Genomic DNA, 20,460 nt, shown 5'->3' with positions numbered 1-20,460 from the left:
TGCTCGCACCCAATGTGCGGCTGGAACGCCCCCACCTACTGTGACGCTCGCCCACCCCCCAGCACCTCGGAAGGGGCGTCACTCATGCTCGCGGTTGACGGTATCACCGTGCGCTTCGGCGGGATCACGGCACTGGACGGTGTCGCGTTCACAGTCGAGCCGGGCACCGCCGTAGGGCTCATCGGGCCGAACGGAGCCGGCAAGACCACCTTGTTCAACTGCCTCACCAGGCGCTGCGCCCCCGATGCGGGAACAGTGCAGTTCGAGGGTGAGGACCTGCTCGCCCTTCCGCCGCACGCCGTGGCCGGGCACGGCATCGCCCGCACCTTCCAGAACCTGGGCCTGTTCCCGCGGCTCACGGTCCGGGAAAACGTCATGGTCGGCGCCCACAGCCGGGGGCGCACCGGACACCTCGCCGCGGCGCTCCGGCTGCCCCGCGTCCGGCGGGAGGAGAGGGAACTACGTGACCGGGCGGACGACTTGCTACGGCGGCTCGGCCTGGCGGACGTCGCCGACCACCCCGCCGCCGGGCTGCCGTTCGGCACGCTCAAACGCGTCGAACTCGCCCGGGCGCTCGCGGTACGGCCCCGGCTGCTGTTGCTCGACGAACCCGTCAACGGGCTCAGCCACGGCGAGGTCGGCGAATTCGCGGATCTGGTCCGGTCGGTGTGCCAGGACTTCGACCTCACGCTCGTGGTGGTCGAACACCACATGGGGTTCGTGATGGGCCTGTGCGACAAGGTGGTCTGCCTCGACTTCGGCCGCAAGATCGCCGAGGGCTCGCCGGAGGAGATCCAGCGCGACCCTGCGGTCGTCGAGGCGTATCTGGGGGTGGCCGCATGAGCGAGCCCACCACCGACCGCACCGAGGCCCAGGCGAGTGTGGAGCCGGACTTCCTGAAGGTATCCGGCCTGCACGCCGGATACGGCCAGGCCCGCGTGCTCCAGGGCCTCGACTTCTCCGTCGCCCGCGGCGAGGTGTGCGCGATCCTCGGACCCAACGGCGCGGGCAAGACCACGACGCTGCGGGCGCTGAGCGGCATGGTCCGAGGCCGTGGCTCGGTCACCCTGAACGGCACCGAACTGCTGGGCCGCTCGCCCGAGCAGGCCGCCAGGCTGGGCGTGGCGCACGTCCCCGAGGGCCGGGGCACCTTCAACGACCTGACCGTCGAGGAGAACCTGCGCATCGGCGCCCACCTGCGCACAGGCCCGCGGCGGGGCCGCGCCGAGCGGGCGGCCGTGATGGCTGACCTGGAACGGATCTACGGCCACTTCCCCAAACTGCGCCAGCGGTCGCGTCAGGCCGCCGGCAGCCTCAGCGGCGGGGAGCAGCAGATGCTCGCCATCGGCAGGGCGCTGATGCTGCGGCCCTCGCTGCTGCTCCTGGACGAGCCGTCCCTGGGGCTCGCGCCGCTGGTCACCCGCGAGTTGTTCGAGATCGTCCGTGCCGTCAACGAGGAGGAACGCACCACCGTGGTCGTCGTCGAACAGAACGCCCAGCTGGCGCTGGACATCGCGCACCGGGCCCACGTACTGGAGGCCGGCCGCCTGGTCCTGTCCGGACCGGCCGGGCAGATCCGCGAGGACGGGCAGGTCGCCGAGGTGTACCTCGGTGTCTCCGTCCTCTCCCGGAAGGCCGGGTGAGCTCTGTGACCGATCTTCTCCAGCAAGTAGTGGAAGGACTGGGCTCCGGGGCGGTGTACGCCAGCCTGGCGCTGGCCCTGGTGCTGATCCACCGGTTCACGGGGATCGTCAACTTCGCGCAGGGCGAGCTGGCCATGCTCTCGACGTACGTCGCCTGGCAACTGGTGGCGTCCGGGATGCCGTTCTGGCTGGCGCTGCCGGTCACCCTCGCGGTGTCCTTCGCCGGCGGCATGCTGGTCGAGCGGATCGTCATCCGCCCCGTGCAGGGCGCGCCCGAGCTGACGGTGGTCATCGTCACGGTCGGCCTGTTCATCTTCGTCAACGCGTTGGCCGGCCTGATCTGGTCGTTCACCGTGAAGGACTTCCCGCAGCCGTTCCCCGACGGCGGGATCGACCTGTCCGGAGTGCGCGTGGACTGGTCGACGCTCGGGATCATCGGCGTGGTGGCCGTCGTGATGGGCCTGCTGTACCTGCTGTTCCAGCACACCTCCATCGGTCTGGTGATGCGGGCGGTCGCCTGCAACCCGGCCTCCGCCCGGCTGTCGGGCATCCGGGTGGGCCGGGTGCTGATGCTCGGCTGGGGGCTGGCCGCGACGGTGGGCGCGGTGTCGGGCGTGCTCGTCGCCCCGGTGCTGTTCCTGGAGCCCAACATGATGGGCGGGGTGCTGATCTACGCGTTCGCCGCGGCCACCCTCGGAGGCTTCGACAGCCCGGTGGGCGCGGTCGTCGGCGGCCTGCTCGTGGGCGTCGCCGAGACGCTGACCGGGGCGTACGTGGACGTGATCGGTGCCGATCTGAAGGTGGGCGTTCCCCTGGTGATCATTCTGGCGGTGCTGCTGGTGCGGCCCCAGGGCCTGTTCGGACGGGCGGCGGTGGAGCGCGCATGAACACCATCACACCGGCACTCGGCACCGACCGGGCCCGGCGGCTGCGGGCCGCGCTCACCGTGCTGCTCGCGGCGGCAGTCGCCGTCGGCGCACCGTTCTACTTCGCCCCCTTCCAGGTCTTCCAGCTGACCATGGTGCTCCTGTACGCCGTGGCGCTGGCCGGCCTGAACCTCCTGGTCGGCTTCGGCGGGCAGATCTCGCTCGGGCACGGCGCGTTCTTCGCCGCGGGGTCCTACACGGCGGCGGTCATGCTCGACCGGTACGACACCGGCCACCTGGCCACGCTGCCCGTCGCGGCGGCCGGATGCTTCCTGCTGGGCCTCGGGTTCGGAGTGCCCGCGCTACGGCTGCGCGGGCTGTATCTGGCCCTGGTCACCCTCTCGTTCGCGGTGTTCCTGCCGCCCTTGCTCAAGCGGCTCGAACCGGTGACGGGCGGTTCCATGGGTCTGACCGTGGACAAGCTGCAGCCGCCTGCCTGGAGCGGGCTGGCGGAGGACCAGTGGACGTACTTCGTCGTCCTCGCCGTCACCGCGGTGGCCCTGATGCTCGCCCGTAACCTGCTGCGGTCCCGGATCGGCCGGGCACTGCTCGCCGTGCGGGACAACGAGAGCGCCGCCGAGGTCATGGGGGTGCGGCTGTCGCTGCACAAGACCCTCGCCTTCGCGTGGAGCGCGATGTTCGCGGGTGTCGCCGGGTGTCTGTACACCTGGGTGATCGGCTTCGTCTCGCCCGACTCCTTCAGCTTCGTTCTGTCCATCACCCTGCTGGCCGGCCTGGTGGTCGGGGGGCTCGGCTCGCTGTACGGACCCCTGCTGGGCGCGGCGTTCGTGATGTACGTGCCGAGCGTGTCCCAGGACGTCAGCGAGGCGGCACCGGGAGTCGTGTTCGGCCTGCTGATCATCACGGTGATGTTCGTGGCCCCGACGGGACTGGCCGGTCTGCCGGGCCGTGTCCTGGGCGCGGTCGCCCGTCGCCTGCCCCGCACCACCGCCGCCCGCGACCGGGCGCCCGAGGGCGAATCCGCGCCCGTTGCGGAGCCTGAGTCCCGGGCCGAATCCGGATCCTCCGCGCCCCCTACACCTGCGGACCCCGCAGGTGCCGACGCCGAACCCGTGGGCGCATCGCCCCGCACGGAAAAGGAATGAATCACATGCGCAAGACGACCGCACTGCGGGCGGCCGCGGCCGCGACCGCCGCCCTGCTCACCGCGACCGCCTGCAGCAGCCAGCGAGGGCAGGACGGCCAGGACACCGCCGCCGGTGGGGCGTGCAAGGGTCAGCAGACCACCGGTATCACCGACAAGACCGTCAAGCTGGGCGGGATCTACCCGCTGTCGGGACCTGCCTCCGCGTACGGCACGATCAGCAAGGGCGTGGCCGCCTACTTCAAGTACGTCAACGACAAGGGTGGCATAGACGGCCGCAAGGTGCAGTTCATCGTCCGCGACGACGGCTACCAGCCGCCCAAGGCGGTCGAGGAGGCCCGCAGACTCGTGGAGCAGGAGAAGGTCTTCGCCGTGTTCCAGACCCTGGGCACCCCGTCCACGGCAGCCGTGTGGGACTACCTCAACAAGCAGAAGGTGCCGCAGCCCTTCGTCGCCACGGGTGCCTCCGTCTGGGGCACGGACGACAAGCACCCCTGGACCATCGGCTGGCAGCCCAACTACGTGGCCGAGGCACGGGTGTACGCCAAGTACCTCAAGGACGACAAACCGAAGGCCAAGGTCGCGGTCCTCTACCAGAACGACGACTTCGGCAAGGACCTGCTCGGCGGGTTCAAGAAGGCCGTCGCCGGCAGCGGCATCAAGGTGGTCGCCCAGGAGAGCTACGAGGTCACCGACCCTTCCGTGTCGGCACAGATGGCGAGCCTCTCCCGCTCCAAGGCGGACGTGCTGCTGGACGTCACCACCCCCAAGTTCGGCAGCCAGGCCCTCGCCGCCGACGCCAGGAACACCAAGTGGAACCCGCTGCACATCGTGAACAACGTGGCCTCGTCCGCCGCCGTGCTCCAGCCCGTCGGGTTCAAGAACGTGCAGGGCGTGGTCTCGGCGACCTACTTCAAGGACCCCGCCGACCCGCAGTGGGCGAACGACCCCGAGATGAAGACCTACACGAACGCCCTGCACAAGTACGCCCCGGACGCCGACCCGGCCAACCAGTTCAACGCCTATGGCTGGGCCGTCGCCTCGAGCCTGCACAAGGCCCTGGACACGATGAAGTGCCCGACCAGGGAAGGCCTGCGGGACGCGGTGCGCAACCTGAAGGACGTGAAGGTGGGCATGCTGCTGCCCGGGGTCACCCTGTCCACCGGCCACGACGACGCCTTTCCACTCGAGACGATGCAGCTGGCGCGGTTCAAGGGCGAGCGGTGGCAGCTGTTCGGCAAGCCGGTGGACACCCGCAAGGAGTTCGGCCCACTGACGAAGTGAGCCGGTGGGGGCGGTCCCGGTCGATGCCCTGACCCCTGGGGACCGCCCCCGCCCCGTCAGCAGGCGCCCGAGTACTCAGACCGCGTTCAGCCCTCCGTCCACCACCAGGCTCTGCCCGGTGACGTAGGAGGCGCGGCCGGACAGCAGGAAGGCGACGGCTTCGGCCACCTCCCAGGCGGTGCCCTGGCGTCCGAGCGGAATGCGGGTGAACGAGGGGGCACGCGACGCCCGCCGGGCCGAGGCCTCACGGCCCATCGGGGTGTCGATCAGGCCCGGGACGACCAGGTTGGCGCGGATCCCGCGCGGGGCACCCTCCTTGGCGACATGGCGGGTGAGACCGAACAGGCCCGCCTTGGAGCTGTCGTAGGCGGGCGAGTCGGTGGCCGCGCGCAGCCCGGCCACGGAACCGACGAAGACGATCGATCCTCCGTCGGCGATCGCGGGCAATCCGTACTTGGCGGCGAGGAAGGGGGCGCTCAGATTGAGCGAGAGCACGTGGTCCCACTGCTGTGGTGAGGTGTCCGCCAGGCCCGTGCCGAGGCCGATGCCGACGTTGACCACCAGTGCGTCGAGCGCGCCGAGTGCGCGGAGGGCCTCGGCGACCATGGCGCAGGACTGGCCGGGATCCGTGGCGTCACCGACCACGGGCAGGCCACGGGCGCCCTCCTCACCGACCAGGGCGGCGGTGGCGGCCGCGGCGGAGCGGGAGACGTCGGCGCAGGCCACCGAGGCTCCCTCGCGGGCGGCGAGCACGGCCACCGCCCGCCCGTTGCCCACCGGAGCGTTCGGATCGTCGCCGGGGCGGGTGCCCGCGCCGATGACCAGTACGTTCCGGCCGGTCAGGAGGCCGACCGACCGGGTCGCGGTGTGCCGGGGCTCAGGCATCACCGTGTGCCCCTTCCGCCGCGTTCGCGCCGGCCCCGGTCGGCGCGGGCAGAGTTTCCGTCTCGAAGCCGGGCTCGAGCCGGGTGCCGGCGGAGTTCAGGAAGAACGCGACCATGTGGTACTGACCGACGAGCATGGTGATTTCGATCAACTGTGCCTCGTCGTGGTCGGCGGCGAGCGCGGACCAGGTGGCAGCGGACAGGCGTGCGTCCCGGTGCAACTCGTCGGCGGCACGCAGCAGATGGGCGTCGGCCGACGTCCACCCCTGGGCGTCCGGGCCCGCGCCCACCCGCCGGATCTCCTCGTCGGTGACCCCGGCGGCCCTGGCCAGAGGAACATGCCGCCCCCATTCGTAACCGGCCCGGGTGTTGCACGCGGTGCGCAGGATCAGCAGTTCCCTGGTCCGGTCCGGCAGACGGCCGTCGCGCAGCAGATGGCTGCCGAACGGCAGGAAGTGCCGGAAGAGGCCAGGGTGCCGCACCAAGGTGGTGAAGACGTTGGCGAGGCGCCCGTCGGCGTCCCGGGGAACCGGGGCGAGCAGCTCCCGGGTGGACGGGTCCCAGCCGTCCTCGGGCAGTGGCGCCAGGCGCGGGCCGACGTCGGCGGCGGCGTTGGCGCGGTCGGGCCGGAGATGGTGCGCGTCCGTCATGGTGGTCTCCGAATGTTCGTCGGGGTATGTCGATGGCACGAGGGCGGGTCTGAGCCCGGTCGATCGACGCCTCGTCACGTGCGCGTCGATGCGGACGCCTTCCGCCGCCGTGCCACTGTGCTTGCGGCGGCGACCGGTTGTCGACGGCTGTCCGGCCAAGGCCGCAGGGCGGCCTGTTGTTCAGTTGCACAGTGGCTGGTGCCACAGGGGCGGAGGTGAGGCCCATGCCCGGTCAGTCGGGTGCGGCGGCGCCCCTCGAACGGGTCATCGCAGCGATGGCCGCGAAGCAGTGCCACGTGGGTGGGCAGTTGCACGCGGATCTGGCGGACCACCTCCCGTCCTACCGCGCGATCCCGCGAGAACTCCTGGACCAGATCTGGCAACGGCACTTCCGGCGGGCTCTCGCGGTGGTGCGCGAGGGGACGGTGCCCGCGCCGGAGGACTTCGACGAAGCCGATGTGGCCCGCGACCGGGCCGCCCGAGGCGTGCCGCTCAGCGACGGGCTTCGCGCCTTCCGCCGGGCGCTGAGCGCGATACGGGATCTGTTCATCGCCGAGGCGACCGAACGCGGTCTGGACCCGGGCCTCATCGTCGACCGCACCAAGTGCCTGTGGGAACTCGCGGACGTCGCGAGCCTGCAGATCGCCGCCGTCCACCGGCAGGCGGAGGTCGCCTCCGCCCTGTTCGACGCCCGCCGCCGCGCAGCCCTCCTGCGTGGACTGCTCTACGGCACGCTGAGCGCGGCGGAGATCCACAGCGGTGCGGCGATCTACGGACTGGACCTGTCACGGCCGTACCGGGCCATCAGGGCTGTTGCTGACGGCAACGTCGCTCCGGACGCGCTGGAACGCTCCCTGGAGTCCAACGGCCGCAGGAACGGACAAGGCGTGCTGCTCACCGTGCTGGACGACGTTGTCGCCGGAGTCGTCGAGGCCAAACCGGAGACCGGTGGCCTGGAGGTGACGGCGGGGCTCGGCCCGCCGACGGACCTGGCAGCGGCGCACCGCTCCTTCCGTGCCGCCGGCAGGCTGCTGGAAGCCGCCCGTGCGTACGGTCTGCGCGGCGTGTACGACCTGAGCGACCTGTCCTGGCGGGTGGCGGTCGTCGCCGAACCGGAACTCGGCGAGTTGCTGCTCGACCGCTATCTGCGCCCACTCGAGGCGGAGGGAGAGTTCGGTGCGCTCATCGAGCAGTCGGTGCGGGGATACCTGGAGAGGGGACGGCACATCCGCGAGGTCGCCCGCAGCGCACACGTCCATGTGAACACCGTCCGCTATCGGCTGCGCCGTTTCGAGGAGCTGACCGGCACCAGCCTGGACGCTCCGGACACCGCGGTGGAGCTCAACTGGGCCCTGGCGGCACGCGAGCTGGGGCGACCGCGGCACCCGATCTAGGCTTACATGACGTCAGCAGGTCAGCGTGCGTGCGGGAAGGCCGAGCCACCTTCCCGGACGCCGTCAGGTCGGCCACCGGCCGCGGTCAGGCCCCGCGGCAGAACATCGTTTCTCGCGGCTGTCGGCGGCGCGGCGCCGGTGGCCCGGACGGCTGCCCGGCCAGCCCGCGGTCACAGTCCCTTGATCCGCGGTGTGAGGGCGGCGCAACTGAATTTCCCACGCGCCTAACAGGTCGGAAACCGGCCGGTACGGCGATCGGACTAGGTTCGTGACTATGAGGGTGTGGACGCCAGTACAGTCGGCGCTCGGCAGGCTTGGCACAGTCGGCAAGGGCCGCTTAGGCAAGGGCAGTTCGGGACTCCACCGCAGTGGCCGAGGGTCTCCCGGCCGTCGGCCGATGCCCGGCTGGCGCAGCATCAGGGGCCGTGTGGCGGTGGTCATCACGGTCCCGATCTGCCTCCTGCTGGCGGTGTCCGGTCTCGCCGTGCACGGTCGCGCCGTGGCCCTCGGCGACGCCCGGACGACCCGCTCCGAGGTTGGCCTCAGCCTGCGAATCCAGGCCCTGGTACACCAGCTGCAACGCGAACGCGGCCTGACCAACGGTCTGCTGGGGGGTGAGAAGGGGTTCCGCTCACCGCTCGCCGCTACTCGCAAGCGCGTTGACACGGCGCTGCGCGGAATGCGTGATGAAGGCGCCGTCGAGGATGTCGTCCAGCGGCACTTGCAGCGCCTTGCCGACATCCGGGCCGCTACCGACACGGACACGGCAGACCAGGCCGCGACCCTGACCTTCTACACCACCGCCGTCAAAGCCCTCAACGCCGTCGACCCGGTAGCGGAAACCGCGACCGGCGCCGATCGGCAACTGCACGACGGGCTGGAGGCATTGCGGGAACTGGCCGCGGCGACAGAGTCGGTCGCTCTCGAACGCGGCTTCCTCAACGGCGTGTTCGCCGGAGGCGGCTTTCACGGCCGCGAGTACCTCACGTTCACCGAGGTGCGCGCCACGCGCGTCGCCGCCCTGGCCCGTTTCCAGCAGGTAGCCACCGCACCCCAGCGCGCGGCCCTGAAACACGCCTTCGCCACCGCGGACGCCAAACGCGCCACAGACTACGAGAGTCGGGCGGAGGACGCCGCCGACGGCTCCGTGCTGCGCGCCGACGCCAGTGCCTGGTGGGATGCGATGACCGTCATCGTCGACGATCTGTACGCCGTCCAGCAGTCGGTCGGTGACGACGTACGGGACCGGGCCGACCGGCTCAGTCACGACGCCGAGATGGGTCTTGCCGCCTGTCTCGGCGCAGGAATGCTCATGGCCGCCCTCGTCGCGGGCCTCGCTGCTTTTGCCTCCCGTTCCCTCACGCGCCCGCTCGGCGCGCTCGCCGAGGCCGCCCACGACGTGGCGCGGCGCCGACTGCCTGCAGCCGTCGCCCGTATCCAGCAGGCCCCACAGGACCACGCGGAGCTCCTCCCGCCGACGGACACCCCGGACGACCCCGATTCACAGCCGCTGGGCGGCGCGGCGGAGATCGCCGAGGTCGCAGCGTCCCTGCACCACGTGGAACACACCGCCCTCCACCTGGCTGCCCAGCAGGCCGGCCTGCGCCGCAACACCACCGAATCCCTCGCCAATCTCGGCCGCCGCAACCAGAACCTCGTGCGTCGTCAGCTCAGCCTCATCACCCGCCTGGAACGGCAGGAACTCGACCCGGACGCCCTCGCCGAGCTCTTCGAGCTCGACCACCTCGCCACTCGTATGCGGCGCAACGCCGAAAGTCTTCTGGTCCTGGTCGGGCAGAATCCGCCGCGGCCCACGGCGGCACCCGCCGACGGCCTGGAAGTCGTCCAGTCCGCCGTCGCCGAGGTCGAGCAGTACCGGCGGGTTCTGATCGCCACCGTGGAGCCGGTGCAGGTGCGCGGACACGCCGTCGCCGACGTCGCCCACCTCCTTGCCGAACTCATCGAGAACGGGCTGACTTTCTCGCCACCGACCGAACCGGTCGAGGTGCACGGCTGGTACGACACCGAGGACGACACGTACTGCTTCGCTGTCGTCGACCACGGGATCGGCATGTCCGAAGCCGACAAGGAACGTGCCAACGCCCGCCTCTCCGACGCCGGCGAGGAAGCATTCCTCGCCGCACCCACGCGATTCCTCGGCCACCTCGTCGTCGGCCGACTCGCCCGCCGCCTCGGCGAAGGCGCCCAAGTCCACCTCTTCGACACCACCGGCGGCGGCCTGTCCGCACTCCTCGCCCTCCCCGGGCGCCTGATCGCCCCCGTGGAGGGCCCCCGCGCCTCACTCCCGCCCGCCAGGCCCGCTGTCTCCTCCCTGCTCAACGGATTCCGAGCAGGTGTCGCCCGTGCCGAGGCCCGAAGCACACAAGGAGCGTCATCGTGACCACCGCCATCCAGAATTTCGGCTGGCTCATCTCGGAGTTCGTACGCACCGCCGACGGCGTCACCGATGCCGTCGCCGTCTCCTCCGACGGCCTGCTCATGGCCGCCTCGGACAGCCTCGGCCGAGATCGCGCCGACCACCTCGCCGCCGTCGTCTCCGGCATCACCAGCCTCGCCCAGAACACGGCCACGGCACACGGCTTCCGCGGCATGAAGCTCGTCATGATCGAAATGCTCGGGGGCTTCTTCATGGTGGGTCGCATCCGCGACGGCAGCTGCCTCGGCGTCCTCGCCGCCGAGGGGTGCGACGTCGGCCTGGTCGGCTATGAAATGGCCGTCCTCGCCGACCGCGCCGGAGACCTGCTCACCCCACAGTTGGTACGCGAACTCCACTCCGCTCCCCTGGCCGCGGGGTAGGAACGGCACGCTCCGGCTACCTGCGTCTCAGGACCCTGCATCCGCGACAGATCCCCACCGCCCGCGCGCACCGCATGTGTGCCATGTGGGTGCTACGAGCGCCGGGGCCCTCCTGCCCGCTGGACAGAAGGGCCCCGGGCCTGGTGTTGGCAGGTCCTGCCTTCATGCGCGTACCGGCGGAAGATCACTCCACAGGAACCCGCTCGACTTGCACGATCCAAGATCAGTTGAGAGACGGCTTCTCGATAAGGGCCAGCGCTTGGGCGGCTGTCGGGCGTTTGCTGGGGTCTTTCTCCAAGAGCTGCTCGATGAGCTTCGTGAGTCGGCCTGCACGCCTTGGACGGGGGGCTTCGTCGAACACGACGGCCGTCGGGTCGTCAGGCCGGAACGGCAGGCGGCCCTCAACTGCCTGATAGAGCGTCACCCCGAGAGAGAACAGGTCGCCGGCACCCCCATCGTCGCCACCGCGTACGCGCTCCGGGGCGACGTAGCCCGGCGTGCCGACGAACAACCCGGCGGCGGTCAATCGGGTGTCGGTGCTGTGTACAGCAATGCCGAAGTCGGTGAGCAGTACGCCACCGTTACCGGTGAGCATGACGTTGGCTGGCTTGATGTCCCTGTGCACGATGTCGGCCGTGTGCGCTGCGGCCAGAGCTCTCAACAGAGCCATGGCGATTTCTGTTGCGCGGTCCACCGTTAACGCACCTTGCGCGTCCAGCTGCTCCTGAAGCGAGTACCCGTCGACCAATTGCATGATCATCCAGGGGGCGCCGCTCTCGCTGACGATGTCATGGACGGTCACGATGTTGGGGTGATCACGAAGCTGCGCGGCGTTGCGGGCCTCACGTACAGCACGGGCCAACAGGTCGACCTGCTGTGTGTCGGAAGCCGAGCTGGGCAGTTGGACTTCCTTGACTGCGACGTCAACGTGCAAAGACTCATCGCGGGCCTTCCATACTTGCCCGAACCCGCCAGATCCGAGTCGGCTGATGAGACGGTACCGACCACCGATCAGGCGTCCCGACTTTGTTTCTTTCCGGACATCCCGCTGAGGGGGTCGTGGCGGAGCGGTCGGCGCCGTCTCCTCCCCGGCCCGCTTTATGGAATTCAGCTCGACGCGGTTGACACGGATGCCCCACTTTCTGGCGGCCTCGTCGAGGAAACCAAGCAGCGCCGCGTTGATCTCCGCTCGTAGAGCCGGGGTTCGGGCCAGGTCCATATCGCCGATGAGGTGGCGGAGCCTGGTGTGGGTGAGCTCCTCGATCGCCGTGAAGTAGTCGTTGACTTCGTACACGGCCGCGCGAGGGTCGACCACCTGGTAGTGGATGATCGTATCGATCTTGACGGCCATCCTGTCCCGGGTGGTTACCGATTGCGGCGGGAGCGCCACGACCTGTTCACGGAGATCGATCCGATGCTTGACCGACTCGATGACCGGGACCACGAAGTTCAGGCCGGGGCCCAGTATCCGTGTGTAGCGGCCGAAGCGCTCGACGATCGCGGCGCTGGCCTGCGGGATCACGAGGATGCTTTTGATCACTGTTGTGAAGACCAGCACCACCAGCATGATCAGGACGATGATCACCGGTTCCATCGTGGTTCCCTTCCCCCTTGCATCGTGGCTCCTTCTCCCCGGCAGACACCCAGGCCTCCGATCCAGATGATGCCTGTTGATCTCCACGCCGAAGTCTGACAGGGCCACGCTGTTATGCGCAGCTTGCAGGCTCAGGTGTGACACCGATCGGCTCGACGAGGCGCCTCTTGGCTCAGAAGCCGTCTCTCAACTGATCTTGGATCGCGCAAGTCGAGCGGGTTCCTGTCGAGTGATCTTCCGCCGGTACGCGCATGAAGGCAGGACCTGCTGGTGGCTCGGGGGTGCGACCCTGTTCCGAGCAGTTCCCGGAGGCCCTGTTGTCGTTGTTGTACGCGCCCGAGCCCGTTGACTTCAACTCGCCGTCCGTATCGTGCGATTGCCTCGCGCACGTGTACGGCAATGCGGCTGATCAAAATAATCGCGTTCGGTTGAGATACGGCTTCTAAAGGTCAATGCGGGACTCACTGTCGCCGCGCCTGACGACGACGTGTGCCGGCCGGAACGGCAGACCACGCAGCGTCGGTTCCATGACCTTGAAGAGAGCGTCTGCATCCGGTCCGTAGGCGTAGAGCACGGCCTCGCCCGCACCGAACTCGTTGCCGTCGAACTCTCCGACCCCAGCCTCATCGATCGCTCCAGTCATCACCTCCTCAGCGTCGTGGACCTGCTCTCGCTTGTCGGCGTCACCGAAACCGGCAGCAGCAAGCCGGAAGTGGGCAATGACGGCTTGCTCCTCATCCCCGCTGTCCGGGGCACTGGGTGTCTCCATGGTTGAGACACTCTCATTGGGTTCTGACATCGCCTGCCCCGGCCGAGGTCACATGGCCAAAGAGTGGGCGGTACGACCTCTTCGTCCCGAAGCAACCTGGGTACGTGCTTGACCTTCGACTGGTGCGACTCTCACCTGCGGCGATGGTCCGAAGGTGTCCGTGCTTGTCTGTCGCTGTTCGCCTGCGTTGTCACGCAGTTGGACATTCACTCGGGGCGACCTACCTGGAAGACGCTGCGCGGGTTCGACGGGGGAGCCTGCCGCCTGCATCAGATGGCTGTGCCATCAGGTTACGAGAAACTGTGCTGCTCACGGGCGGTCGTGCGCGTACCGTCGGTCTGAACCATGGGGGTGGAAGCCTGTGTTGTACGCACATGAGGTGATCCTGAACGAACTGGCACAGGGGCTCAGACCGACGGCCGAGGGCGTCGAGTGGTTCGAGGGCCTCCCGGAGGATGACCAACGCAAGGTCTTGCACGCGCTGGTGCTGTTCTGCGGGCAGGCCCGCGCCTGCGAAGAGGACGTGCCGGACAGCATTGCGCGTTCTGGCATCCGACCCACTCACACGCCGGCGGTGATGCTCACGAAGTGGCGCTTCGGGATGGAAGGACTTCCGGCCTACGAACTCACCAAGTCCTTCCGCTTGCTCGTCGCCCTCTTCAGCATCGCGGATACCCGCAGGCGGACGCTGTATTGCGCCGGGGGATGTGGCCACGCGTGGCACAATTTGCCGGACCCGCCAGGGGACGCAACCTGAGATGACTTTCTTGCCCTGAGTTCTGTCGGGAATTTCGGTGACCTGCCTTTTCACTGGTCAGGGCGGCGTCCCGGCGGGTCGGAGTGCGTGTCATCGGTCATCATCGGCCACTGTCGAACGGCCTCGGACGGCCCAGAGACGGCCCGGAACTTCGCGGCAAAGCAGCCGCCAACCTCAGCACCAGGGCTCGAATCTCCCGGCCGGCCGCTCCTCGTGCCCCAATGGCCCGGATTGGTCACCCGCCTTGAGGAACAGAGGCCGGGGCGTGCCTCCGTGAGACTCAGCCGGACGTTCGGACCGCCCCGGACCCGGTCCGCATCATGGTCGTCCTTCCTCGTTATATCGGCCCTGTCGCTGCACACGGTGCGCATCGGGCTGCGCGAACTCGCCCGCGCCTACACCCTGTCCGACGTCGACCCGTCCGCCGGCTGGGTCGAGGGCATCGTGCTGGACCACCCAGGCAACGGGCCCGGCGCCCGCTGGGCCCGCGAGGCCCGGACCGGTGACCGGGGCCGTTTCACCCGCCCCGAGGGCGGGCTCGTCCACCACGCGGGCACCAGATTGTTGCTCGTCGGGGACGAAACCTCCGTTCCCGGGTTCGCCGCGATCACCAGCCGCCCGCCCATGACCGAAGCTGTCACGGTGCTGGTGGAGGTCGACAGTCTCGACGACGAGCTGTCGATGCCCGAACACGTCGACGTGTCATGGCTCCCTCGTCCCCGCCCCGTCCTCGGTGGCCTGGCGTCCCGCGCGACACCACCACCCATACCTGGAGCTCCGCTCCTGGAGCCCATGTACGGACTCGAGCTCCCCGAGAGCGGAGGCAGTGCGCACCTCACCGGTGAGGCGCGCACCATCCCGGCGGTGCGGGCGCACCTGATCCGGGAGCGTGGCTGGTCACGCCGTTCGATCACCACCAAGCCCTACTGGACTCCGGGCAAGACCGGCCTCGACTGACAGTGAGGATCCGCCATCGCACTGCTCCGGGGTCTGGCCCGAGATGTGCTTCACCTCGGCGCTGCACACTGGTGCGCGCGCACGCCCGCCAGCGCGGTGAGCACCGTGTCGTTGGCATTTCGGCTGCCGACGGTGAGCCGGAGTCCCTCGGCGGGGTAGTGGCGCGCCTGGACACCGGCGTCGGTGAGTGCCGCGGCGCCCTCATCGATCGGATCGGGCGCGGCGAGCCAGACGGAATTGGCGTGCCCGGGCCGTACGTGCCAGCCGAGTTCGACGAGTTCGTGCCGGAGCCGTTCGCGTTCGGCGACGACGGTGTTCACACGTAGGCGCAGCTCGCTGTCGACCCGCAAGGAGGCCTTCACCGCCGCTGTTGCAACGGCGTTGATCCCGAAGGGCAGCTGTTGCTGACGGATCCGCTCCACCAGGTCGCAGGCGCCGAGTCCGTAGCCGACCCGCAGGGCGGCGAGGCCGTAGGCCTTGGAGAAGGTGCGCAGGACGAACAGGTTGGGGTGTGCGTCCAGGAGCGAGGGTGCATCCGGCAGGGCGGTGTGGCGGGCGAACTCCACGTACGCTTCGTCGAGGAGCACGGTGACGTGTCGGGGGACCTGACGCAGGAACGCCGACAGTGCGTCGGCGGTGACGAGGCTTCCGGTGGGGTTGTGGGGATTGCACAGCACCACGACGCGGGTGCGGTGGTCGAGCGCCGCGAGCAGGGCGCCCAGATCCTGGTGTCCGTCCGGCGACAGGGGTACGGGGACGGGGTGGGCGCCGACCATGGCGGTCAGCAGGGGATAGGCGTCGAACGTGCGCCAGGCGTAGGCCACTGTGTCTCCGGGCCGGACCACTGCCTGGAGCAACTGCAGGGCCACGCCCACCGATCCGCTGCCGACCGCGACACGGTCGGGGGTCACCTGGCACCACGCGGCGATACGCTCGGTGAGGTCGTCGGGGTGGAACTGCGGGTAGCGGTGGGCCTGTGCGACGGCCCGTTGCATCGCCTCGCGTACCGAGGGCAGCGGGGGATACGGGCTCTCGTTCAGGGCAAGCCGGTGCAGCACGGGGATGTCCATCGCTCAGTCCCGTCCGCCGTGCCAGCGGACGGCGGTGGCACCGGCGAAGTCGCCCGCGTGAGCGAACCCTCCGAGCACCATCAGGTCGCCGTCCTGCACCTGACGGGAGCTGATCGCGCGGTCCAAGGTGATCGGAATCGCCGCTCCGAACAGATTCCCGTACTCATCGAAAGTGTTCAGGTGCCGTTCGGCCGGCAGTTGCAGCGCCTCTCGCCAGTTCCGCAGGAAGGTGCGGTTGGGCTGGTTGGTGACGAGGACGTCGATCTCGGTGGTCGCCACGCCGAGCCGCCGGCACAGGTCCGTGATCACCTCGGGGACGAGGCGGTTCCCGCGTGCCAGGACCTTGGCGACGCCGGCGTCGGTGAACCCGATGCGCAGCTGGGACTCTCCCGGCTCCCAGTACTTGCGGCCGTCGTCGACCGCAAGGGTCATGTCCCCGGCGTACTCGCCGATGTGCCGGGTCTCCACGTCGAGGACGGGCGACTGTGCCGACGTCGTCACGTACCCCACGCCGCACCCGTCGCCCGGGATCGCCGCCTGGGCGAGTCTGCGTACCTCGGACTGGGTGAACCACTGACCCGCGGCGCTTTGAGCGTTGCAGATCAGCGCGGTCCTCGCATCGGTGGTGGTGAGGATCTGCCGGGCCAGCTTGAGCATGTACACGAAGGAGGCGCAGCCCGCGTTGGCCACGTCGACGAGCCACTCCGGGTTCAGACCCAGCCGGCGCGCCACCTCGGTACCGGCGCCCACGAACGGCAGGTCGGGCAACTGGCTGTGCACCAACAGCACGTCGACGCCTCGGATCTCAGCCCTGCCGTGCCGTTCGAGCAGAGGTTGTACGGCGCGTTCGACCATGTCCGTGTTTGTCTCGTCCGCGGCCACGTGGTGCCGTAACGGCGGGACCTTGAACATGGGGTGGTTGCGGAGCTTGTCCTCGGCTCCGGGGTACGCGGTGTAGAACTCCGCGGGGACCGGCTCCCCCGGGAGGTAGCTCGCGACGTCGGTGAGGCTGACCGTCGTCACTGTGCCACCGCCCTCGCCGGAGCCACGCCGACCGGCAGGCCGTTGCGGTGGCGGTGTTCCAGGATGGTCTTGAGGTTGTGCATCTCCACGGTGTGCCCTGCGTAGAAGAGGTCCCAGTAGTCGCCCACCCAGGGCCGGTCGGGGCGGGGAGCCAGGTCGGGGTGCGGGTTGTCGTCGTAGTAGGGGTGCCGACAGTTGGTCCAGGTGATCACCGAACCCGGCTTGTCGAGCACCGACCGAGCCGGCACGACACGCATCAGGTAGATCATCCACAGCTTCTCGCCCTGGTCCCAGGAGCAGTGGTAGTCCACGGTCATGGCCTCGGGGTTCGCGACCACCTTGCAGTAGATCCTGGTGTCGTCCTCGAGCCGGTCGTGACCGACCCACAGCCCCGGTGTGCCGGTGGGCGCGAAGTCCCGCAGGCTGCAGGTCCACTCCTCCAGATGGTGCCCCTGACGCAGGTAGTCGTAGGTCTGCTCCGGGGGGCAGTCGACGTACTCGTGGATGGTGCAGTACTGCCCGTAGATCTGATGGTGGGGGTAGACGGAGTGGGTGAGCTCCATGCAGTGGGCGGTCAGTTCCTCCTTGTCGGTGTTCTCGATCCGGACCAGACCGGGGATGTCAGCCGACGTGGACGACTCCTCGCTCATCTGAACTCTCCTTGCTCTCTGCGGCTTCGGTGAAGGGCTGGAAGGGAAGGAACGGGGGGATCTCCCGTGGATCGCAGGCCACTGCGACGAACGCCGGGCCGCCGGTCGCATTGCTGCGCAGCAGTGCCGTGCGCAGTTGCGTCGCGTCAGCGGCTCCCGTGACCTCCAGGGACGGGAAGGCGGCGGCCATCCCGGCGGCGAGGTCGGTCCGGGCGAACAGGTCGTGGCTGCGGATGCCGCCCTGGAGGAACTGCTCACGCAGCGCGCACATGGCGTGGGCGTTGTTGTTGAAGATCACGAAGGTCACGGGTGCGGCGTACTCCACGGCGGTGTGCACTTCCATCCCGTGCATGAAGAAGGCCCCGTCGCCGGCGAGGACGTAGGTGCGTCGGCCGGTGGCGAGCGCGGCACCGATGCCGGCACCGAAGGTGTAGCCCATGCCGCCCATGCCGACCGCCACCACGAAGCGGCCGTGGCGCGGTGCCGGGAGGAGATGGATCGCGCTGGCTCCGGCGTTGCCGGCGTCCACGAAGACGTGGGCGTCCTGGGGGAGTGCCGCCTCCACCGCGGCGACCGCCTGGGTGTAGGGGGTGGTGCGCCCGCGCGTCTGAGGAGGTGGGCTCGGCATGGGTGTGGGAAGGGGACCGGTGTGCGGCGGGCAGGGACGTGGGTGAGACGGCAGCCGGGTGGCTACCGCGCCCAGCGCGTCCCGCAGGTTCCCGCCCAGTGCGGTGCCTGCCACGAACGGCGGTTCGGAGCCGAGGCAGACGACCTCGGTGGTGGCCAGGGCCCGGTCAAGGCCGCCGCGCGCCAGGAGCGGCAGTCGGGTACCGACCAGCAGGCATACGTCGGCCCGCCGCAGGCAGTCTTCGACGTTGGCGTGGCCCATCACCCCGGCTACGCCTGCGAATCGGGGATCACGGTTGTCGAAGACGTCCTTGGCGTCCGGGGTGACCGCCACCCATGCCCCTAGGCGCCGGGCCAGTTCGGCCAGCTCCGTACGCGCGTTGGCGGCGGCGACTTCTTCACCGGCGATGACGAGGACGTGGCCGGCCCCGTGAAGGACGTCCGACACGGCGGTCAGGGCGGCTGTGCCGAGCCGTGACGCGGATGCCGTCGGCGCCGGCACGCCCGGTGGCGGCACCGCGGCACGGCCGGGCACCTGGATCTGTGCCTGCTGCACGTCCTTGGGCAGCAACAGCACGGCCGGCCCGCGTGGATCGGCCTGTGCCGCCGCCACTGCCCGGGACAGCAACTCCGGGAGCGAGTCCGCTTCGTCGACCCGGGCGCAGAACCGGGAGACGGGGGCGAAGACCTCCAGGGCGTCGAAGGAGCCCGCCTTGCCGCTGGAGTCCTGGAACGCCCCGTGGCCTTCCTGGCCGGTCGGCGGCTGGCCCACCAGGGCCAGCACGGGCACCCGGGAGGCGTACGCTTCCGCCAGACCCGGTACGAGGTTCATCGCCCCACCGCCCGAGGTGGCGGCAACGACGCCGAGGCGTCTGGTGGTACGTGCGTATCCGTCGGCCATGGTGACTGCGGAGAACTCGTGCTTGGCGACGACGCCGCGGACGGAGCCGCCGCGGTGCACCGCGTCATACAGGTCCTCGATGTTCGCGCCGCCGACGCCGAACACGTGGGTGACGCCGGCCCTGGCGAGTTCCGCGGCCAGATGGTCGACCAGGCGTACGGTTCCTGCCTCGCGTAATTCCGAGGTCGTGGTGGTCATGCGGGGCTCCTCTTCCCCTCGTGGTGCCGGTCGATGAGGCCGGATGGCGACATGACCTGAAAGCGGTGCCGGTATTCCTTGGGGGTGAGTCCCAGGGTTCGTCCGAAGGAGCGGAAGAACGTCTCGGGAGCGGCGAATCCGCAGCGGCCGGCTATCTGGCTGATCGCCAGGTCTGTGGTTTCCAGCAGCTCGCGTGCGCGGGCGATACGTGTCCGCTCGACGTACTGGCCGGGTGTCGTGCCCACCTCGCGCCGGAAAACCCGGGCAAAGTTGCGCAGGCTCATGTTGGCCTGCCGCGCGATCTCGGCCACGGGCAGCGGGTTGTCCAGGTTGCCCAGAATCCACTCCTGTGCTGCTCGGATCGGCGGATGGTCGGCCAACTGGGCGTCGAGGACGGCGCTGTACTGGGATTGTCCTCCGTGCCGCTTGAGGAACAGCACCAGAAACCGTGCCGTCTCCAGCGCGAGCGCCGCACCGTGATCGGCCTCCACCAGGGCCAGCGCCATGTCGATGCCCGTCGACACGCCCGCGGAGGTCACGAAGGGGCCGTCCCAGACGAAGATCGGCTCGGCGTCCACCGTGACGTTCGGATAGCGGCAGGCCATCGCCTCGCTGTACGCCCAGTGTGTGGTGGCGCGTCTGCCGTCGAGGAGTCCCGCCTCGGCCAGCAGGAAGGATCCACCGCATACGGAGGCGACTCTGCGCGACCGGGCCGCTGCCCGGCCGATCCAGGACACGAGCGCCTTGTCCTTGAGCGCGTTGTCGAGACTCCATCCGCCCGGCACGAGGAGCGTGTCGATCGGGCCCTGCCCCGCCTCCAGTGGCGAGGCCCCCACCACCACTCCTGAACTCGTGCGCACCAGTGGTGCGTCGGCGGAGACGAAGTCGGTTCGGTAGGGGGTGCCCGACGGGCCCAGGAGCCGGTTCGCGGTATCGAACACTTCAGTCGGTCCCGTGATGTCCAGGGCCATCGCGCCCGGGTACACCACCACAACAACACGTCGCTCAAACACGGTCACACCCTGTATCGGGTGTGGCACTGGCTGCAATGACAGTTTATTGACGGATCCGGCCAACGCGCCGTCGTCGGAGGGCGAAGAGGGGCTCTGGTCAGGCAGTTCGCGCGCCCGAGCCGACGGCCGTGGGTGAGGCAGCTCACAGGGCGTCGGGGGGGGGGGGGGGGGGCCCCCCCCCCCCCCCCGCCGGGGGCG

19 protein-coding genes are annotated in these 20,460 nt (G+C 69.5%); 10 read left to right on the top strand and 9 right to left on the bottom strand.

The features are described from left to right. The first annotated feature begins 84 nt into the window (after positions 1-84). Genes ABZ471_RS36740 through ABZ471_RS36720 form a run of 5 tightly spaced genes read left to right on the top strand, consistent with a single transcriptional unit; the run spans position 85 to position 4,958 of the window. Positions 85-843, top strand: coding sequence for an ABC transporter ATP-binding protein (locus ABZ471_RS36740; protein ID WP_359072745.1), 759 nt, complete (start codon positions 85-87; stop codon positions 841-843). Next, positions 840-1,643, top strand: coding sequence for an ABC transporter ATP-binding protein (locus tag ABZ471_RS36735; protein WP_359072743.1), 804 nt, complete (start codon positions 840-842; stop codon positions 1,641-1,643). Before ABZ471_RS36740 ends, ABZ471_RS36735 begins: the two co-directional genes overlap by 4 nt. Before the next feature lie 5 nt (positions 1,644-1,648). Then, the gene (locus ABZ471_RS36730; RefSeq protein ID WP_359072742.1) at positions 1,649-2,530 is read left to right on the top strand and encodes a branched-chain amino acid ABC transporter permease; all 882 of its coding nucleotides are present in this window, start codon (positions 1,649-1,651) and stop codon (positions 2,528-2,530) included. Then, on the top strand, positions 2,527-3,675 hold the full coding sequence (locus tag ABZ471_RS36725) for a branched-chain amino acid ABC transporter permease (RefSeq protein WP_359072741.1): 1,149 nt from the start codon (positions 2,527-2,529) through the stop codon (positions 3,673-3,675). Before ABZ471_RS36730 ends, ABZ471_RS36725 begins: the two co-directional genes overlap by 4 nt. A gap of 5 nt (positions 3,676-3,680) precedes the next feature. Beyond that, positions 3,681-4,958, top strand: coding sequence for an ABC transporter substrate-binding protein (locus ABZ471_RS36720; protein ID WP_359072740.1), 1,278 nt, complete (start codon positions 3,681-3,683; stop codon positions 4,956-4,958). Between the two features lie 75 nt (positions 4,959-5,033). Here ABZ471_RS36720 and ABZ471_RS36715 read toward each other — a convergent pair whose 3' ends face one another. Beyond that, positions 5,034-5,843, bottom strand: a complete 810-nt coding sequence (locus ABZ471_RS36715; RefSeq protein ID WP_359072739.1) for an SDR family oxidoreductase — start codon at positions 5,841-5,843, stop codon at positions 5,034-5,036. Next, entirely contained in the window at positions 5,836-6,492 is a 657-nt protein-coding gene (locus ABZ471_RS36710) for a carboxymuconolactone decarboxylase family protein (RefSeq protein ID WP_359072738.1), read from the bottom strand. The genes ABZ471_RS36715 and ABZ471_RS36710 overlap by 8 nt, the downstream gene beginning before the upstream one ends. A 224-nt stretch (positions 6,493-6,716) precedes the next feature. Between ABZ471_RS36710 and ABZ471_RS36705 the strand changes: the two genes are divergently transcribed. The 3 genes from ABZ471_RS36705 (at position 6,717) to ABZ471_RS36695 (ending at position 10,703) form a co-directional block, all read left to right on the top strand. Then, the gene (locus ABZ471_RS36705) at positions 6,717-7,886 is read left to right on the top strand and encodes a helix-turn-helix domain-containing protein (RefSeq protein WP_359072736.1); all 1,170 of its coding nucleotides are present in this window, start codon (positions 6,717-6,719) and stop codon (positions 7,884-7,886) included. 427 nt (positions 7,887-8,313) lie between these two features. Further along, positions 8,314-10,287, top strand: a complete 1,974-nt coding sequence (locus tag ABZ471_RS36700) for a nitrate- and nitrite sensing domain-containing protein (RefSeq protein ID WP_359072735.1) — start codon at positions 8,314-8,316, stop codon at positions 10,285-10,287. After that, positions 10,284-10,703 (top strand): roadblock/LC7 domain-containing protein, encoded by a 420-nt coding sequence (locus ABZ471_RS36695; protein ID WP_359072733.1) that lies wholly within the window; start codon positions 10,284-10,286, stop codon positions 10,701-10,703. Before ABZ471_RS36700 ends, ABZ471_RS36695 begins: the two co-directional genes overlap by 4 nt. 223 nt (positions 10,704-10,926) lie before the next feature. Here the strand turns inward: ABZ471_RS36695 and ABZ471_RS36690 are convergent, their stop codons facing one another. Then, positions 10,927-12,297: an SPFH domain-containing protein gene (locus ABZ471_RS36690; RefSeq protein WP_359072731.1), complete on the bottom strand. Its 1,371-nt coding sequence runs from the start codon at positions 12,295-12,297 to the stop codon at positions 10,927-10,929. Positions 12,298-12,739: 442 nt separating this feature from the next. Next, the gene (locus ABZ471_RS36685; RefSeq protein ID WP_359072730.1) at positions 12,740-13,066 is read right to left on the bottom strand and encodes a hypothetical protein; all 327 of its coding nucleotides are present in this window, start codon (positions 13,064-13,066) and stop codon (positions 12,740-12,742) included. Between the two features lie 379 nt (positions 13,067-13,445). On the opposite strand from ABZ471_RS36685, the gene ABZ471_RS36680 reads away from it, so the two are divergent. Then, positions 13,446-13,823 (top strand): DUF5958 family protein, encoded by a 378-nt coding sequence (locus tag ABZ471_RS36680; protein WP_359072729.1) that lies wholly within the window; start codon positions 13,446-13,448, stop codon positions 13,821-13,823. Between the two features lie 363 nt (positions 13,824-14,186). Beyond that, complete coding sequence (locus tag ABZ471_RS36675; RefSeq protein ID WP_359072727.1) at positions 14,187-14,780, top strand: siderophore-interacting protein; 594 nt, start codon at positions 14,187-14,189, stop codon at positions 14,778-14,780. 50 nt (positions 14,781-14,830) lie between these two features. Here the strand turns inward: ABZ471_RS36675 and ABZ471_RS36670 are convergent, their stop codons facing one another. From ABZ471_RS36670 to ABZ471_RS36650, 5 genes are read right to left on the bottom strand one after another with little or no spacing between them, the layout of a single operon-like run. Continuing rightward, positions 14,831-15,850: a histidinol-phosphate transaminase gene (locus ABZ471_RS36670; RefSeq protein ID WP_359072726.1), complete on the bottom strand. Its 1,020-nt coding sequence runs from the start codon at positions 15,848-15,850 to the stop codon at positions 14,831-14,833. 3 nt (positions 15,851-15,853) lie between these two features. Then, on the bottom strand, positions 15,854-16,873 hold the full coding sequence (locus ABZ471_RS36665; protein WP_359072725.1) for a ketoacyl-ACP synthase III family protein: 1,020 nt from the start codon (positions 16,871-16,873) through the stop codon (positions 15,854-15,856). Beyond that, entirely contained in the window at positions 16,870-17,523 is a 654-nt protein-coding gene (locus tag ABZ471_RS36660; RefSeq protein WP_359072723.1) for an SRPBCC family protein, read from the bottom strand. Before ABZ471_RS36660 ends, ABZ471_RS36665 begins: the two co-directional genes overlap by 4 nt. Continuing rightward, complete coding sequence (locus ABZ471_RS36655) at positions 17,495-19,249, bottom strand: thiamine pyrophosphate-binding protein (RefSeq protein WP_359072721.1); 1,755 nt, start codon at positions 19,247-19,249, stop codon at positions 17,495-17,497. The genes ABZ471_RS36660 and ABZ471_RS36655 overlap by 29 nt, the downstream gene beginning before the upstream one ends. Further along, positions 19,246-20,325 (bottom strand): GlxA family transcriptional regulator, encoded by a 1,080-nt coding sequence (locus ABZ471_RS36650; protein ID WP_359072719.1) that lies wholly within the window; start codon positions 20,323-20,325, stop codon positions 19,246-19,248. The genes ABZ471_RS36655 and ABZ471_RS36650 overlap by 4 nt, the downstream gene beginning before the upstream one ends. Positions 20,326-20,460 lie beyond the last annotated feature (135 nt).

Origin of the sequence: Streptomyces sp. NPDC005728, from assembly GCF_040630895.1 — a bacterium.
GTDB lineage: Bacteria > Actinomycetota > Actinomycetes > Streptomycetales > Streptomycetaceae > Streptomyces.
Note: the sequence above shows the minus strand (reverse complement) of the source record. Positions and strands in the feature narration are given on the sequence as shown.

What these genes read in the sequence shown, in the direction of transcription:
- ABZ471_RS36715 (WP_359072739.1), bottom strand. Translation starts at nt 5,843, where the DNA reads ATGCCTGAGCCCCGGCACACCGCGACCCGGTCGGTCGGCCTCCTGACC.
- ABZ471_RS36685 (WP_359072730.1), bottom strand. Translation starts at nt 13,066, where the DNA reads ATGGAGACACCCAGTGCCCCGGACAGCGGGGATGAGGAGCAAGCCGTC.
- ABZ471_RS36655 (WP_359072721.1), bottom strand. Translation starts at nt 19,249, where the DNA reads ATGACCACCACGACCTCGGAATTACGCGAGGCAGGAACCGTACGCCTG.
- ABZ471_RS36720 (WP_359072740.1), top strand. Translation starts at nt 3,681, where the DNA reads ATGCGCAAGACGACCGCACTGCGGGCGGCCGCGGCCGCGACCGCCGCC.
- ABZ471_RS36690 (WP_359072731.1), bottom strand. Translation starts at nt 12,297, where the DNA reads ATGGAACCGGTGATCATCGTCCTGATCATGCTGGTGGTGCTGGTCTTC.
- ABZ471_RS36710 (WP_359072738.1), bottom strand. Translation starts at nt 6,492, where the DNA reads ATGACGGACGCGCACCATCTCCGGCCCGACCGCGCCAACGCCGCCGCC.
- ABZ471_RS36660 (WP_359072723.1), bottom strand. Translation starts at nt 17,523, where the DNA reads ATGAGCGAGGAGTCGTCCACGTCGGCTGACATCCCCGGTCTGGTCCGG.
- ABZ471_RS36670 (WP_359072726.1), bottom strand. Translation starts at nt 15,850, where the DNA reads ATGGACATCCCCGTGCTGCACCGGCTTGCCCTGAACGAGAGCCCGTAT.
- ABZ471_RS36735 (WP_359072743.1), top strand. Translation starts at nt 840, where the DNA reads ATGAGCGAGCCCACCACCGACCGCACCGAGGCCCAGGCGAGTGTGGAG.
- ABZ471_RS36705 (WP_359072736.1), top strand. Translation starts at nt 6,717, where the DNA reads ATGCCCGGTCAGTCGGGTGCGGCGGCGCCCCTCGAACGGGTCATCGCA.
- ABZ471_RS36740 (WP_359072745.1), top strand. Translation starts at nt 85, where the DNA reads ATGCTCGCGGTTGACGGTATCACCGTGCGCTTCGGCGGGATCACGGCA.
- ABZ471_RS36725 (WP_359072741.1), top strand. Translation starts at nt 2,527, where the DNA reads ATGAACACCATCACACCGGCACTCGGCACCGACCGGGCCCGGCGGCTG.